The sequence below is a fragment of the Streptomyces sp. NPDC049627 genome, assembly GCF_044465645.1.
Lineage (GTDB): Bacteria > Actinomycetota > Actinomycetes > Streptomycetales > Streptomycetaceae > Streptomyces.
Genome location: NZ_JBITLW010000019.1, coordinates 106,209 through 121,017 on the forward strand (window position 1 = coordinate 106,209; position 14,809 = coordinate 121,017).

A 14,809-nucleotide genomic window follows, 5' to 3' on the forward strand; every position below is an offset into this window, starting at 1 on the left:
CTATCGGAGCAACTCCCTGACGCACCAGGGGAGATGGAGAAGTCGCAGGTCGCGAGGTTACCGTGGGCCCGCCTGGCCGGTCAGCACAGAATCCAGCCCTTGCTCACCGAACCTCTTCCCACCTTGGCCTTCACCCATACGCAGCGCTGCCCGGCGTGCACCTTCACGGGGCCCGCCTGGTACCGGTAGTACCACTCGTCGACGACGGGGTTGGCGCGGCGCGCCTGCACGCTGACCATCATCCACTGCTTGCGGCCGGGGTCCTTGGCCTTGGTGATGGCGCAGACGTAGCCGCCCTTCTTGTAGACGTACAGGGTGCCGGTGGAGAACGGGTACGTCTTGACCTTGCGCCCTTCGCAATGGGTGGGGGCGGCGGCCTGCGCCTGCCCCGGGGCCGCGACCGCGAGCAGCCCGGACGCGGTCAGCAAGGCCAGGCCGGCCGCCAGCCGTCGGCATATCGCACCTTTGTCCACTGTGTTGTCCTCCCCGTACACCGGCAATGAGCGTACTGGTGTACGGACGCACGACGTATGCCGAATGGTTGCACGACCGTCGACAGGACACCCTCCCGGGGCCTACCGGGACACCCCGACCGGCTCCTCCGGCTCGGACTGCCCGAGGAACGTCCGCCACAGCTCCGCATACCGCCCGCCCCGGGCCAGCAGCTCCTCGTGCGTGCCGTCCTCGGCGACCTGGCCGTGGTCCATGACGACCACCCGGTCCGCGCGGGCGGCCGTCGTCAGGCGGTGGGCGACGACGAGGGTGGTGCGGCGGCCTGCGAGGCGGTCGGTCGCCTGGTTGACCTGCGCTTCCGTCGCCAGGTCCAGGGCCGCCGTGGCCTCGTCGAGGAGCAGGACGTCGGGGTCGACCAGCTCGGCGCGGGCCAGGGCGATCAGCTGGCGCTGCCCGGCGGAGAGGTTGCGGCCGCGCTCGGCGACCTCGTGGAGGTAGCCGCCGTCGAGGGTGGCGATCATCTCGTGGGCGCCGACCGCGCGGGCCGCGGCCTCGACCTCGGCGTCCGTCGCGTCCGGGCGGCCGTAGGCGATGGCGTCGCGGACGGTGCCCTGGAAGAGGTACGCCTCCTGCGGGACGACACCCAGGCGGTGACGGTACGACGTGATGTCCAGCGACCTCAGGTCGGTGCCGTCGGCCGTCACCCGGCCGCCCGTCGGGTCGTAGAAGCGGGCCACCAGCTTGACCAGGGTCGACTTGCCCGCGCCCGTCTCGCCGACGAACGCGACCGTCTGCCCGGCGGGGATGCGCAGGTCGATCCCGCTCAGCGCCTCCTCCTCGTCGCCGTACGCGAAGTGCACGTCCTCGAAGGCGATCTCGCCCCGCAGCGACAGCACCTCCAGCGGCTCCTCGGCGGCCTTCGTCGACGTCGGCTCCTGGAGCAGCTCCTGGATGCGGCCGAGCGAGACCGTGGCCTGCTGGTAGCCGTCGAAGACCTGGGAGAGCTGCTGCACGGGCGCGAAGAACAGGTCGATGTAGAGCAGGTACGCCACCAGCGCGCCCGTCGTCAGCGTCGCGTCGTCGATCCGGCCCCCGCCCACGATCAGCACCGCCGCCACGGCCGCCGACGACAGGAACTGCACGAAGGGGAAGTAGACGGAGATCAGCCACTGGCCGCGGATGCGGGCCCGCCGGTAGCTGTCGCTGCGCTCGGCGAACCGCGCGCCGCCGTCCCGCTCGCGCCGGAAGGCCTGCACGATCCGCAGCCCGGACACCGACTCCTGGAGATCGGCGTTCACCAGCGACACCCGCTCACGGGCGAGTTCGTACGCCTTCACGCTCGCCCGGCGGAAGAAGTACGTCGCGACGATCAGCGGCGGCAGCGTCGCGAAGACGACGAGCGCCAGCTGGACGTCGAGCACCAGCAGGGCGACCATGATGCCGAAGAAGGTGACGACCGAGACGAAGGCCGTGACCAGGCCGGTCTGGAGGAAGGTCGACAGCGCGTCGACGTCCGTCGTCATCCTCGTCATGATCCGGCCGGTGAGCTCCCGCTCGTAGTAGTCGAGTCCGAGCCGCTGGAGCTGGGCGAAGATCTTCAGGCGCAGGGAGTACAGGACGCGCTCGCCGGTACGCCCGGTCATCCGCGTCTCACCGATCTGCGCCGCCCACTGGACGGTCACGGTGAGCAGGGCGAGCAGCGAGGCCGCCCAGATCGCGCCGAGGGCCATCTCCGTGACACCCGAGTCGATGCCGTGCCGGATCAGGACCGGCAGCAGCAGACCCATGCCGGCGTCCACGGCGACCAGCCCGAGGCTGATCAGCAGCGGAAGCCCGAAGCCGCGCAGCAGCCGCCTCAGCCCGTACGACTCCTCCGGCCGCACCGCGCGGGCCTCGTCGATGTCGGGGGTGTCGGTCGCCGGGGGCAGGGCCTCGACCTGGGCGAGGAGTTCCGGGGTGGCCGGGGACTCGGAGAGCGCCAGATCCTTGCGCTCGCGGTCGCCGGTCCACAGCCGCGGCGTCACCCCGCGCTCGGCGTCGAACTCGGCGTCGAGTTCGTCCCGTACGGAGGTGTCCTCCTGCGGACAGGCCGGCTGGGCGTGGCCGGGTGAGACGCCACCGAGTTCGTCGGGGTCGGTGAGGAGGCGGCGGTAGAGGGCGGAGCGCTCCTGCAGCTCCTCGTGGGTGCCGATGTCGGCGAGGCGGCCGGCGTCGAGGACGGCGATGCGGTCGGCGAGGCCCAGGGTGGAGCGCCGGTGGGCGATCAGCAGGGTGGTCCGGCCCTCCATGACGTGCTTGAGCGCCTCGTGGATCTCGTGCTCGACACGGGCGTCCACCGCCGACGTCGCGTCGTCGAGGACGAGGAGGCGGGGGTCGGTGAGGATCGCGCGGGCGAGCGCGACGCGCTGGCGCTGGCCGCCGGAGAGGGTGAGGCCGTGCTCGCCGACCTTGGTGTCGTAGCCGTCGGGAAGCTCCCTGATGAAACGGTCCGCCTGGGCGGCACGCGCGGCGGCCACGATCTGCTCGTCGGTCGCGTCGGGACGGCCGTACGCGATGTTGTTGCGCACGGTGTCGGAGAAGAGGAACGAATCTTCGGGCACCAGTCCGATGGCGGCCCGCAGCGAGTCGAGGGTCAGCTCGCGCACGTCGTGGCCGCCGATGAGGACGGCGCCGCGCGTCACGTCGTAGAAGCGCGGCAGGAGCAGGGAGACCGTCGACTTACCGGAACCCGAGGAGCCGACGACGGCGAGGGTCTCGCCGGGCCGGATCTCGAAGGAGAGCCCGTTGAGCACGGGGCGCTCATTGTCGTAGCCGAAGGAGACGTCGTCGAACTCGACGGTGGCGGGCGCGTCGGCGGGAAGGGTCTTGGTGCCGTCCTTCATGGACGGCTCGGTGTCGATCAGCTCCAGCACGCGCTCGGTGCCCGCCCGGGTCTGCTGCCCGACCGTGAGAACCATGGCGAGCATCCGGACCGGGCCGACCAGCTGGGCGAGGTAGGTGGAGAAGGCGACGAACGTACCGAGGGTGATGTGCCCCCGGACCGCCAGCCAGCCGCCGAGGGCGAGCATGGCGACCTGTCCGAGCGCCGGGACGGCCTGGAGCGCCGGGGTGTACTTGGAGTTGAACCGAATGGTGCGCAGGCGCCCCGCGAAGAGCCTCCGGCTGACCTCCCTGAGCTTCCCGGTCTCCTGGTCCTCCTGCCCGAAGCCCTTCACCACGCGTACGCCGCTGACGGCCCCGTCGACCACGCCCGCGACGGCGGCGGCCTGGGCCTGGGCGTACCAGGTGGCGGGGTGCAGCCTGGTCCGGCTGCGCTTGGCGATCCACCACAGGGCCGGCGCCACGGCCAGCGCCACCAGGGTGAGCGGGACGGACAGCCAGGCCATCACGACCAGGGAGATCAGGAAGAGCGCGAAGTTGCCGATGGTCATCGGCAGCATGAAGAGCAGGCCCTGGATCAGCTGGAGGTCGCTGGTGGCCCGCCCGACGACCTGCCCCGTGGACAGCTCGTCCTGGCGTCGCCCGTCGAGCCGGGTGATCGTCCCGAACATCTCGGTCCGCAGGTCGTGCTGGACGTCGAGGGCGAGTCGGCCGCCGTAGTAGCGGCGGATGTAGGTGAGGACGTAGACGGCGAGCGCGGCGGCGATCAGCAGGCCCGCCCAGACGGCCATGCTGCGGCGGTGGTCGCTGATCACGTCGTCGATGATCACCTTGGTGATCAGCGGGACGACCGCCATGACGGCCATGCCGGCGAGCGAGGAGCCGAGGGCGAGGATCACGTCCTTGGGATAGCGCCAGGCGTATTCCCACAGTCGCCGTGCCCATCCCCGTTGCGTTCTCACGCCGGTGCCCTCCGTTTTTCGTCCTGATCTACCGGAAGGCACCAACGCGAGACGGGGCGGATTTCATCCCGCTGTAACGATCGGCGACCGATCAGATACGGACACGCAGGGAGTAGAACCGGGTGGTCTGAACGGCGTTCTGGTTGTCGTCGCTGACCAGCAGCACCCGCAGGTGATCGCCCGTACGGCCCGTGATCGCCATGCCCTCGATGTTGTCGAGGAGCGGGTTGGGCTGGGGCTGCTTGGCGGTGGCGCCCAGGGAGGGGCACGCGGCGATGTCCGCGAGGAGCGTCTTCTTGATCAGGCGTACGCCGTCCTGCCCCGTCAGCTTCTCGATGCCGCTCGTGTCGGTCGCGCGGCGCGGGTCGGCCAGATACAGGCGGACCGTGTTGCCGACGCCGGAGGTGAAGCCGCGCTCCAGGACGAGGAGGCGGCCGTCGGGGGTCGCCTGGACCTCGGGAACGCCGAGCCCGGTGTCGGCGCGGTAGGCGTACTGGCGGCCCAGCGCGAAGGGGCCGCCCGCCGTCCGGGTCCGCTGCCAGGTCTGGAAGCGGACGATGCCGGCGCTGTCACCGTTCAGCGCGTACTCCATCGACGCGAGCAGGGTGCGGCGGCCGGGCAGCAGGGTCAGCCCCTCGAAGGTGCCGTTGGAGACGGCACGGCCGGCCGGGGCGACGCGGAGGGCGTCCGGGACGGGCAGCCGGTCGAGGATCCTGCCGTCGCGGGAGTAGCGGCGTACGGACGGCTCGGTCTCGGAGGTGATCAGCCGGGTGCCGTCCCGGTCGACGACGAGGCCCTCGGAGTCGAGGGCGGCGCCGTTCTCGTCGGCGAGCGGGACGACGGCCCGCGGCGCGAGCGTCTCCCGGTCGAGGCCGAAGAGGGCCGAGCGGTCGGAGACGGCGGCGAGGGAGCCGTCGCGATCCACGGCGAGCGCGGAGAAGTTGCCGACGAAGGTGCCCTCGTACGCCGTCTTGTCGAGCGCGTCGGAGAAGCGGTCGATGGAGACGGAGGGCGAACAGGTGTGGCTCTGCACGGCGTTGGCGGTCCCGGCGGCGGACAGACAGGTGGCCGCCGCCAGGGACGCGGTGACGGTCGCGAGGACGGTTCTCAGGCGCATGGGCGTCACCGTAGGACGGCACGGTGACGGACGGGAGGCCGCCGCGTGAAGCGTCAGCTTGCCGCCAGGTCCCGGTGGATGACCTTGGCGACGCCCTGAATGGTCGTGATGCCGTAGTTCATGGTGCTGTTGCCATGAGTGAGCACCGTGACCATGTAGTCGTGGCCGCCGCCCTTGAAGGCGCCGACGCTGTGCACCCGCCAGCCGTGGGTGGCGCGCTGGAGCCAGCCGTTCTTGACGGCCACGGAGACACCGGACGGCGCTCCGTACGGCGTGCCCCAGCGCTGCGAGGAGATGACCTGGCCCATCAGCTTCAGGATGTAGGCGCGCGCGTTGTCGCTGAGGACCGTGTTCCTGGCGGTTATGAGCTTGAGCAGCTTCTGCTCGTCGGTGACGGTGATCTGGGTCAGGCCCCAGTAGCCGTTCGTGCCGGGCTTGGTCTGGGTCATGCCGGCGGCGGCGAGGAAGCCCTTGATCTTCGTCATGCCGAGCTGCTTCCAGAGCGTGCTCGTCGAGGCGTTGTCCGACTTGGTGATCATGGCCTTGGCGAGGGACGCCTCGCGGTCGGTGAGGTACCGGTTGTGGTTCCTCGCGTCCCACAGCAGCGTGGCCAGCACGGTGACCTTCACGACGCTGGCGGAGTCGAAGGCACTGGAGGGGCGCAGAGAGCAGGTCGTGTTCGTGGAACGGTCGTAGAGACCGACCGCGATCGTGCCCTTGCGATTGGCGAGCGCGGCGGTGATGTCCCGCTTCAGCTTGTCCGCGAGACCGGCCTTGGCGGACGTACAACTGACGGTCGGTGTGGTGGCCGCGACGGCGGGCGTGGCCGCGGCGACGGTCGTCATGACGACCGCAGCGCCCATACCCGCCGCGACGACCGCTCTCGCGCGCCTGGAAACGCCTGTCGGCTTCTCGCTCGTTGTCCCCTGAGTCATGTCCTGTTGACAACGAGACGGCATGGAAGGTTGTACGCATGATGACCGCTGACGGCGTATTTTCCGTCCCGATCTTGCTCCGAAAGGCGCACGGGTGCGGTTCGCGGTCAGGGACCGCCGGTCCGGTGCCTGTCCGCCGGTACGGGCAGACGTGCGCCCCTGCTCTCCGCGATGCGACGGACGTCGGTGAGCGCCTCACTCATCCGCGCGAGCAGGAACCGGAGCTGAGCGGGCGTCGCCCGGCGGTCGGCGAGGATGTCGTGCACGTGGTCGAGGAGGTGGCCGGCCATCCCGAGCTGTACGCGCTCGACCGTGTCGGCCACGTGCGCGAGATAACCGGTTCCGTCGGTGTCGAGGTAGCACGGCTTGCCGCCTTCCCCGGTCCAGGGAAGCAGGCGTACGTCCTTCATCGGACGATCCACATGCACGAGGCGGGGATGACGGTGGACCCGGCGCCGACTCCGGGGACGGTGGCCGAAGGTGCGGTCTCCTCGACACCAACACGGCTCCGCTTCCGGGCCGGGCGGCGCAGTAGACGTGCCAGCGGCGAGAAGAGCAGGGCGATACGGTGGCTCATGTCGTCGACTCCTAGCGTTTGTTGATGACCACGCCCCCGGACCGGTCGCGCGGTCGCGGGGGTTTCGCTTTGTAGCGATCTACTCACAGAGTGAGACGGGCCGGGCTAGCCTCGCCAGAGGGTTGCGTGTGACCAGGCGTTTGTCACAAGGGAGTTGGCCATGAGCAACACGTACGGTGACTGGCTCAGGCAGCAGCGCGAGGCGGCGGGGCTGACGCAGGAGGAGCTGGCCAACCGGGCGATCATGACGCGTTCGCACATCGCGCACATCGAGGCCGGGCGCAGGATGCCGTCGAAGGAGGATGCGCGGCGGCTGGACAAGGTCCTGAACACAGGGAATGTGCTGAGCACTTTTCTACCGCAGGACGACGTGGCGGTCGCCGACTACTTCGAGGCGGTGCTCGTACTCGAACAGCAGGCGGTGATGATCCGCGAGTTCGCCCCGACGTACTTTCCGGGCATCCTTCAGACCAAAAGGTACGCACGCGCGGTTCTGGGCGCGGCGTTCCCTCCGGTGAGTGAAGAGGAGTGTGACAGACGCCTTGTCACACGCCTTGATCGCGCGAAGATTCTCGAAGACCCGGTGACGCCAGTGGTGTGGGCGCTGCTCGACGAGGCGGTGCTACGACGACCGGTGGCCAGTGGGGATGTCATGGCCGAGCAGATCATGCACGTCGCTCGTCTCACCGAGTCTGGACGGATCCGCGTGCATGTGATGCCGTTCAGTGTGGGCCCTCACCCACTCACGCACAGCATGCTCACGCTGATGTGGTTCGAGGACCAGCCGCCTCTGGCATACACCGAGGGCCATGAGATGGGGAAACTGCACGATTCCCCGTCCGTGGTCGGCCAGTTGCAGAGTCGCTACGATCTCGCATTGAGCGACGCCTTGCCGCTGAAGGAGTCATTGGCCCTGCTCAGGGCCACTGCGAAGGAGTACGGACACCATGACTGACCGAGCCATCCCGAGCGCGGCCACGCTGAGCGGCTGGCGCAAGTCGTCCTACAGCAGCCCCAATGCCGACAGCTGCCTCGAAGTCCTCGACAACCACCCCTCCGGGGTCCCCGTCCGCGACTCCAAGAACCCGCACGGCCCTGCACTGATCTTCTCCGCCGCCAACTGGTCGGCGTTCGTCGCAACCATCAAGAAGTCACGGCTCTGAGTTTTGCGGTGATCAGATGCTGACGTTCACCGATGTCATCCTCGACTGCCCCGGCCCCTGGAAGCCGGCCGAGAGCACTGGGTCAACCTGCGCAACGACGGTGTCGAGCTGTCGTTCCAGCGGGTGGAGAACTACCAGCCGCCCAGCCGGCCGGGCCAGGAGCATCCGCAGCAGTTCCACCTCGACTTCGAGCTGGGCGCCACCTTCCGGAAGGTCTACACCGACCCGGCCGGGCATCCGTTCTGCCTGTGCCGCAACCGCCCGTCCTGACCGCGAACTCCGTTCTCAACCCCTCTCGTACTCGTCATGGCGCCGCAACCAGTGCGCCTCCTCGCCCTCCTCGTGGCGCCCCATCGGCGCCCGGTCCAGGAGGCCGTAGTAGGCCATGGCAGGCTCAAGGCCCCGCGCGGTCGTGACGTACGTCCGGTAGACGGTGCCGTCCGAGAGGGCGTAGGCACTCAGTCCCGGCCCCTCGGTGACGTAACTGGCGACATCCGTGCCGCACGCCTGCGCCATCTGCCGTACGGTCGCCGGGTAGCCGCCCTCCAGGAACGGCTTCAGTTCCTCGGCGGTGTAGACGAACCCGAGGTCGCGGTGGAAGTCGCTGCCGCCGCTGGAGACCCAGTCGAAACTCCAGCCCATCCGCCGCCGGTAGCCGAGGAGTTTGTCGAGCGGCGCACGTGAGGAGCAGATCAGCGTCACGTCACGGGCCTTGAGATGGACCGCGTTGGGGCTGAGGGTGTCCGCGATCGAGGAGCAGACCGGGCAGCCCGCCTCGTACGGCGGGCCGAACATGAAGTGGTAGACGAGCAGCTGCGAGCGCCCGTCGAAGAGGCCGGCGAGCGACTTGGGTCCGTCCTCGGTGTCGAAGCCGTAGTCCTTCTCGACCGGCACCCAGGGAAGCTCCCGCCGCTTGCGGGCGAGCTCGTCGCCGCGACGGGTGAGTTCCTTCTCCTGCGCGAGCAGCTCCGCTCGGGCCGCGTCGAACTCTTCCTGTGTGCCGACCCTGTGCTCGGGCATCGCCCTGTCCCTCCTGTAGGGGAGGTCATACGTCCACCGTACGCGCGCGGCGATGGACGGCGCATCGCAGCATGCCCTCGCCTCGTGGGCCGCCCCCTGGCCGCGACGTCGGCATCAACTCGCGTAGACAAGCCTGATTTGCCGTTTCCCGTCACCCAATGGACACGTACAAGGCCTCGACACGACAGCATGTCCATGCCACTCTCCCATCTGCCGCCTCCATTCAACCCGCGTAGATGGGACACCCCACATGCTGGCGACACGCATACGCAGCTGGAAGTCAGTGGCCCTGACGACCGCCGCCGTCCTGGTCGGCCTCACCGCCCCCGCGGTGACCGCGACCCCGGCCGCCGCCACCACGACCGCGTACGACTCGACGTACTACAAGAACGCGATCGGCAAGACCGGCACCAGCCTCAAGTCGTCGCTGCACACGATCATCAGCAGCCAGACGAAGCTGTCGTACTCGGCGCTCTGGGAGGCGCTGAAGGTCACCGACCAGGACCCGAACAACAGCAACAACGTGAAGCTGCTGTACTCGGGCATCTCCCGCAGCAAGTCCCTCAACGGCGGTGACGTCGGTGACTGGAACCGTGAGCACGTCTGGGCGATCTCCCACGGCGACTTGACGACCTCGACCGGCCCCGGCACCGACCTGCACCACATCCGCCCCGAGGACGTGACGGTCAACTCCATCCGCGGCAACAAGGACTTCGACAACGGCGGCAGCAGCTTCACCAACTCCGGCGGCAGCCTCACCGACTCCAACTCCTTCGAGCCGCGCGACGCCGTCAAGGGCGACGTGGCCCGCATGATCCTCTACATGGCCGTGCGCTACGAGGGCGACGACGCCTGGGCCGACCTGGAGCCCAACGACAGCGTCAGCAACGGCGGCAACCCCTACATGGGCCGCCTGTCCGTACTGAAGGCCTGGAACGACGAGGACCCGCCGGACGCCTTCGAGGAGCGCCGCAACCAGGTCATCTACGACACGTACCAGCACAACCGGAACCCGTTCATCGACCACCCGGAGTGGGTCGAGGCGATCTGGTAGACGGCCGGGCGCTGCGCGAGGGGCTCATTGAGCCCCTCGCGCAGGGCGTGCCCGCTGCCGCACTGTCCGGTACACCCTGATTTCAGGCTATATGTGACCTAAGTCCATCTGATGCCGTTGACCCGGCTATGAAGAAGATCAGCGCGCTCGCCGCGCTCACCATGGCCGCCCTCGTCCTCGCCACCCCGGCCCACGCCGACAACGGCAACCGGGGCCGTATCAACATCGCCGGCTACCGGGGCTTGTCCACCGCCTACCTCTGCAGGGAGGCACTCTCCCTCGTCCCGGTCGCCGCCCCATGGACCGGCCCCGCACTGGACGACGCCTGCAACGACCGCGACCACGACCACAGCGACGACCTGCGCGCCCAGCCCGCTCAGGCATCGCCCACAGACCGCTGAGGCTTCACATCGTGAGGTGCGTCGGCGCGAACATCCGCAGTACAGCGGGGAGGACGACCACCGACGGGCCGGGCGTCTGAAGCGCCTTCGCCAGGTCTGCCTCCAGCGTCTCCGGGGTCGTACGGACCCCGGAGACCCCGAACGACTCGGCCAGCGCCACATAGTCCGGCCGCGTCAGCTCGGTCGCCGTCGCCTCGCCGAAGGCGTCCGTCATGTACTCGCGCAGGATGCCGTAGCCACCGTCGTCGACGATGAGCCAGGTGACGTTCAGGTCGTACTGGCGGGCCGTCGCGAGCTCGGCGATCGAGTACAGGGCGCCTCCGTCGCCGGACACGGCGAGCACCGGGCGCGTCGGGTCCGCGGCCGCCGCGCCGAGGGCCGCCGGGTAGCCGTAGCCGAGGCCGCCGGCGCCCTGGGCGGAGTGCAGGAGGTTGGGGCCCTTGGCGTCGAAGGCCGACCAGGCCCAGTAGGCCAGGATGGTCATGTCCCAGAAGGACGGGGAGTCGGCGGGGAGGGCCCGCCGTACGGACGCCAGCACCTCCTGTTCCAGGGTCAGTTCCTGGGACGCGATGCGGTCGGCGACCTTCGCGAGGACCTCCCGTACGCGCTCCGGCGCCGTCGCGTCCTCCCGCTCCGGCACCGTCTCCAGCAGCGCCTGCAGGGCGAGGCGCGCATCCGCGTGGATGCCGAGCGCCGGATGGTTGGACTCCAGCTTGCCGAGGTCCGCCTCGATCTGGATGACCCGGCCCCGGGGCTTGAACGTGTGGTAGTTGGAGGAGAGTTCGCCGAGGCCCGAGCCGACCACGAGCACGACGTCCGCGTCCTCCAGGAAGTCCGTCGTGTACCGGTCCTCGATCCAGGACTGCAGCGACAGCGGGTGCGTCCAGGGAAACGCGCCCTTGCCGCCGGGGGTCGTGACGACCGGTGCCTGGAGCCGCTCCGCCAGCTGCTTCAGCTTGCCGGACGCGTCCGCCCGTACCACTCCCCCACCCGCGATGATCGCCGGGCGAGCGGCGCCGGACAGCAAGTGAGCCGCCACCGCGGTCAGTTCGGGGCGCGGCGGCAGCTCCTCGGGGAAGGCGTCGCCGCCCGTCACCACCGGGATCGACGTCTCGGCCAGGAGGACGTCCTGCGGGATCTCCACCCACACCGGGCCGTGCGGGGCCGTCAGCGCCGACTTCCAGGCCGCCTCGATCGCGGAGGGGATCTGGGACTGGGCGCGGACGGTGTGGACCGACTTCACCACGCCCCTGAACGAGGCCGACTGGTCCGGGAGTTCGTGGAGATAGCCGTGCCGGCCGCCGCCCAGCCCGGCCGACGGGATCTGACTGCTGATCGCCAGCACCGGCGCCGAGGCCGCGGCCGCCTCCTGGAGCGCGGCCAGCGAGGTCAGCGCCCCCGGCCCGGTCGACAGCAGCAGCGGCGCCGCCTCGCCCGTGATCCGGCCGTACGCGTCCGCGGCGAACCCGGCGTTGTTCTCCACCCGCAGACCGATGTACCGCAGGTCGGACCGCCGCAGCGCGTCGAACATGCCCAGCGCGTGCTGGCCGGGCAGCCCGAACACCGTCGTCGCGCCGAGCCCGGCCAGCGTCTCCACGACCAGGTCTCCGCCGGTGCGGCCGGCGGGGGGATTCAGGGCGGCAGCGATCTGCGCCTGAGTCGGGCGGAGCACCAGGTCGTGGTCGTGAGTCACTTGGCTTCCGAGTCCTTCCGGGCCGCCGCGATCTGGCGGGACATGATCGTGGTCAGTTCGTACGCCGTGTGGGACGCGGCCACCGACGTGATCTCGGCGTGATCGTACGCGGGCGCCACCTCGACGACGTCGGCCGAGACCAGGTTGCAGGACGCCAGGCCCCGCAGGATCTCCAGCAGCTCGCGCGAGGTCATGCCGCCCGCCTCGGGGGTGCCGGTGCCGGGCGCGTGGGCCGGGTCGAGGCAGTCGATGTCGATGGAGATGTAGAGGGGCCGGTCGCCGATGCGCTGGCGCAGCTGGTCGGCGACCTCGTCGGCGCCGCGGCGGTAGACGTCCGCCGAGGTGACGATGCCGAAGCCCATCTTCTCGTCGTCGGTCAGGTCCTGCTTGCCGTACAGCGGGCCGCGGATGCCGACGTGGGAGAGGGCGGAGGTGTCGAGGATGCCCTCCTCCACCGCGCGCCGGAAGGGCGTGCCGTGCGTGTACTCGGCGCCGAAGTAGGTGTCCCAGGTGTCGAGGTGGGCGTCGAAGTGGAGCAGGGCGACCGGGCCGTGCTGCTTGGCGACCGAGCGCAGCAGCGGGAGCGCGATGGTGTGGTCGCCGCCGAGGGTCATCAGGCGGGCGCCCGTGCCCAGCAGTTCGTCCGCGGCCGCCTCGACGGTCTCCACGGCCTCGTTGATGTTGAACGGGTTCACCGCGATGTCGCCGCCGTCCGCCACCTGCGCCAGCGCGAACGGGGACGCGTCCTGCGCCGGGTTGTACGGGCGCAGCAGCCGGGACGCCTCGCGGATGGCGTTGCCGCCGAAGCGGGCGCCCGGCCGGTACGAGACGCCCGAGTCGAACGGCACGCCGACCACGGCGACATCGGCGCGGCCGACCTCGTCCAGGCGCGGGAGCCGGGCGAAGGTCGCGGGTCCGGCGTACCGCGGGATGCGGGAGGAGTCGACGGGGCCGCGGGGCGTCTCGTTGCCAGTCATCGTGAAATGCCTTCTTTCCTACGCTTCGTCGCGTATGCGGGTTTTGCTCCTACGACTCTACTGGGGAGCCGGCACTGGTTCGGACACGAGTTCGGGAGCCCGCCCGGCGAGGCGCTCACGCCAGGCGGCGAGAACGGCCGCGTCGGTCGGCCTCGTCATCAAGGAGACGGCGATGTACGCGGCGAGGGAAGACAGCAGGCCGTAGTAGACGGGCTCGTTGGCGAGAATGCCGTGGGTCGCCATCAGGGTGATCACCGCCACACCGCCGACGACGACCGAGGCGAGCGCGCCCTGCACGGTTCCGCGCCGCCACAGCAGCCCGCCCAGGATCGGCACGAGCAGTCCGCCGACGAGCAGGTTGTAGGCGACGGTCAGCGCCTCGACGACGTTGTTCAGCGCGATGGCCGTACCGATGACGGCGAGGCCCATGAGGAGGATGAAGGCGCGGTTGCCCTTGACCTCGTCGTGCGCTTCCGCGTCCGCTCGTACGGCTCCCCGCAGCCGCGACCAGATGTCGTTGTTGGCGACGGTCGCGCAGGCGATGAGCGCGCCGGAGGAGGTGGACATCACCGCGGCGAGGGCGGCGGCCAGCACCAACCCCCGCACGCCGACGGGGAGTTCGTCCTTGACGATGGTCGCGAAGGCGTCGTCCGCACTGCCGAGCTTCGGGTAGAGCACCCGGGCGGCCGTACCGATGACGGCACCGGCGACGGCGTAGGCCAGACAGTAGGTGCCGGCGACCGTGCCGCCCCACTTGGCGGTCCTGTCGCTGCGCGCGGTGAACACGCGCTGCCAGATGTCCTGGCCGATGAGCATGCCGAAGGTGTAGATGAGGACGTACGTGAAGATCGTCTCGCCGCCGATGCCCAGCGGGTCGAAGTACTCGGTCGGCAGCTCGGCCTTCATCTCGCTGAACCCGCCGGCCTTGACGACGGCGATGGGCAGGAGCAGCAGGAGCACACCCACCGTCTTCACCACGAACTGCACCATGTCGGTGAGGGTGATGGACCACATGCCGCCGAGCGTCGAGTAGGCGACGACGATCGAGCCGCCGAGGACGATCGCGAGGGTGCGGTTCATGTCGAAGAGGACGTCGAAGATCGTGGCGTACGCGATGGTCGACGTGACCGCGAGCATGAGGGTGTACGCCCACATGACGACACCGGAGATGACGCCGGCCCGGCCGCCGTAGCGCAGGTCGAGCATCTCGGAGACGGTGTAGACCTTGAGGCGGGCGATGCGGGCGGAGAAGAAGACGGACAGGGCGAGCAGTCCGAGCCCGATGGTGACCACCATCCAGGCGCCGGAGAGCCCGTACTGATAGCCGAGCCCGACACCGCCGATGGTGGAGGCGCCGCCGAGGACGATCGCCGCCATGGTGCCGGAGTACATCGCGGGGCCGAGCCGGCGCCCGGCGACCAGGAACTCGCTCTTGGACTTGGCGCGGCGCATGCCCCACCAGCCCATGGCCAGCATTCCGGCCAGGTAGACGACGATCACGGTGTAGTCGATGGCCACAAGGCCCTCCTTCGCTCGGTCTCGCCGGCGGGTGACGTGGGTCGACACTAGGTGGCTGG

14 protein-coding genes are annotated in these 14,809 nt (G+C 69.7%); 5 read left to right on the forward strand and 9 right to left on the reverse strand.

The features are described from left to right. Positions 1 to 80: 80 nt before the first annotated feature. The 5 genes from ACIBU0_RS39740 to ACIBU0_RS39760 form a co-directional block, all read right to left on the reverse strand. Positions 81 to 473 (reverse strand): hypothetical protein, encoded by a 393-nt coding sequence (locus ACIBU0_RS39740; protein ID WP_398828561.1) that lies wholly within the window; start codon positions 471 to 473, stop codon positions 81 to 83. Between the two features lie 102 nt (positions 474 to 575). Further along, positions 576 to 4,295: an ABC transporter ATP-binding protein gene (locus tag ACIBU0_RS39745; RefSeq protein ID WP_398828564.1), complete on the reverse strand. Its 3,720-nt coding sequence runs from the start codon at positions 4,293 to 4,295 to the stop codon at positions 576 to 578. A gap of 91 nt (positions 4,296 to 4,386) precedes the next feature. After that, on the reverse strand, positions 4,387 to 5,412 hold the full coding sequence (locus ACIBU0_RS39750; protein WP_398828566.1) for an esterase-like activity of phytase family protein: 1,026 nt from the start codon (positions 5,410 to 5,412) through the stop codon (positions 4,387 to 4,389). A gap of 53 nt (positions 5,413 to 5,465) precedes the next feature. Continuing rightward, positions 5,466 to 6,257 (reverse strand): serine hydrolase, encoded by a 792-nt coding sequence (locus ACIBU0_RS39755; RefSeq protein ID WP_398828568.1) that lies wholly within the window; start codon positions 6,255 to 6,257, stop codon positions 5,466 to 5,468. Between the two features lie 197 nt (positions 6,258 to 6,454). Next, positions 6,455 to 6,757: a hypothetical protein gene (locus ACIBU0_RS39760; RefSeq protein ID WP_398828570.1), complete on the reverse strand. Its 303-nt coding sequence runs from the start codon at positions 6,755 to 6,757 to the stop codon at positions 6,455 to 6,457. A 327-nt stretch (positions 6,758 to 7,084) separates the two neighbouring features. Between ACIBU0_RS39760 and ACIBU0_RS39765 the strand changes: the two genes are divergently transcribed. The 3 genes from ACIBU0_RS39765 (at position 7,085) to ACIBU0_RS39775 (ending at position 8,357) form a co-directional block, all read left to right on the forward strand. Beyond that, positions 7,085 to 7,879, forward strand: coding sequence for a helix-turn-helix domain-containing protein (locus tag ACIBU0_RS39765; RefSeq protein WP_398828573.1), 795 nt, complete (start codon positions 7,085 to 7,087; stop codon positions 7,877 to 7,879). Further along, positions 7,872 to 8,087: a DUF397 domain-containing protein gene (locus ACIBU0_RS39770; protein WP_398828576.1), complete on the forward strand. Its 216-nt coding sequence runs from the start codon at positions 7,872 to 7,874 to the stop codon at positions 8,085 to 8,087. Before ACIBU0_RS39765 ends, ACIBU0_RS39770 begins: the two co-directional genes overlap by 8 nt. A gap of 123 nt (positions 8,088 to 8,210) precedes the next feature. Beyond that, entirely contained in the window at positions 8,211 to 8,357 is a 147-nt protein-coding gene (locus ACIBU0_RS39775; protein WP_398828579.1) for a hypothetical protein, read from the forward strand. Positions 8,358 to 8,372: 15 nt separating this feature from the next. Here ACIBU0_RS39775 and ACIBU0_RS39780 read toward each other — a convergent pair whose 3' ends face one another. After that, entirely contained in the window at positions 8,373 to 9,107 is a 735-nt protein-coding gene (locus tag ACIBU0_RS39780; RefSeq protein WP_398828582.1) for a DUF899 domain-containing protein, read from the reverse strand. 250 nt (positions 9,108 to 9,357) lie between these two features. Between ACIBU0_RS39780 and ACIBU0_RS39785 the strand changes: the two genes are divergently transcribed. Further along, positions 9,358 to 10,161 carry an endonuclease I family protein gene (locus ACIBU0_RS39785; RefSeq protein ID WP_398828584.1) on the forward strand — a complete coding sequence of 268 codons (804 nt, stop codon included), beginning with the start codon at positions 9,358 to 9,360 and terminating at the stop codon, positions 10,159 to 10,161. Positions 10,162 to 10,289: 128 nt separating this feature from the next. Then, complete coding sequence (locus ACIBU0_RS39790; RefSeq protein ID WP_398828586.1) at positions 10,290 to 10,562, forward strand: hypothetical protein; 273 nt, start codon at positions 10,290 to 10,292, stop codon at positions 10,560 to 10,562. Between the two features lie 4 nt (positions 10,563 to 10,566). Here the strand turns inward: ACIBU0_RS39790 and ACIBU0_RS39795 are convergent, their stop codons facing one another. The 3 genes from ACIBU0_RS39795 to ACIBU0_RS39805 are packed head-to-tail and all read right to left on the reverse strand — an operon-like array spanning position 10,567 to position 14,750. Next, entirely contained in the window at positions 10,567 to 12,255 is a 1,689-nt protein-coding gene (locus ACIBU0_RS39795) for a thiamine pyrophosphate-binding protein (protein WP_398828588.1), read from the reverse strand. Next, entirely contained in the window at positions 12,252 to 13,232 is a 981-nt protein-coding gene (gene speB, locus ACIBU0_RS39800) for an agmatinase (protein WP_398828590.1), read from the reverse strand. Before speB ends, ACIBU0_RS39795 begins: the two co-directional genes overlap by 4 nt. Before the next feature lie 57 nt (positions 13,233 to 13,289). Then, the gene (locus tag ACIBU0_RS39805; protein WP_398828592.1) at positions 13,290 to 14,750 is read right to left on the reverse strand and encodes a sodium:solute symporter; all 1,461 of its coding nucleotides are present in this window, start codon (positions 14,748 to 14,750) and stop codon (positions 13,290 to 13,292) included. Positions 14,751 to 14,809 lie beyond the last annotated feature (59 nt).

Bases quoted from the DNA above. Each gene is read 5' to 3' on its own strand.
- ACIBU0_RS39750 (WP_398828566.1), bottom strand. From the start codon at position 5,412: ATGCGCCTGAGAACCGTCCTCGCGACCGTCACCGCGTCCCTGGCGGCG.
- ACIBU0_RS39755 (WP_398828568.1), bottom strand. From the start codon at position 6,257: ATGACGACCGTCGCCGCGGCCACGCCCGCCGTCGCGGCCACCACACCG.
- ACIBU0_RS39760 (WP_398828570.1), bottom strand. From the start codon at position 6,757: ATGAAGGACGTACGCCTGCTTCCCTGGACCGGGGAAGGCGGCAAGCCG.
- ACIBU0_RS39765 (WP_398828573.1), top strand. From the start codon at position 7,085: ATGAGCAACACGTACGGTGACTGGCTCAGGCAGCAGCGCGAGGCGGCG.
- ACIBU0_RS39770 (WP_398828576.1), top strand. From the start codon at position 7,872: ATGACTGACCGAGCCATCCCGAGCGCGGCCACGCTGAGCGGCTGGCGC.
- ACIBU0_RS39780 (WP_398828582.1), bottom strand. From the start codon at position 9,107: ATGCCCGAGCACAGGGTCGGCACACAGGAAGAGTTCGACGCGGCCCGA.
- ACIBU0_RS39785 (WP_398828584.1), top strand. From the start codon at position 9,358: ATGCTGGCGACACGCATACGCAGCTGGAAGTCAGTGGCCCTGACGACC.
- ACIBU0_RS39790 (WP_398828586.1), top strand. From the start codon at position 10,290: ATGAAGAAGATCAGCGCGCTCGCCGCGCTCACCATGGCCGCCCTCGTC.
- speB (WP_398828590.1), bottom strand. From the start codon at position 13,232: ATGACTGGCAACGAGACGCCCCGCGGCCCCGTCGACTCCTCCCGCATC.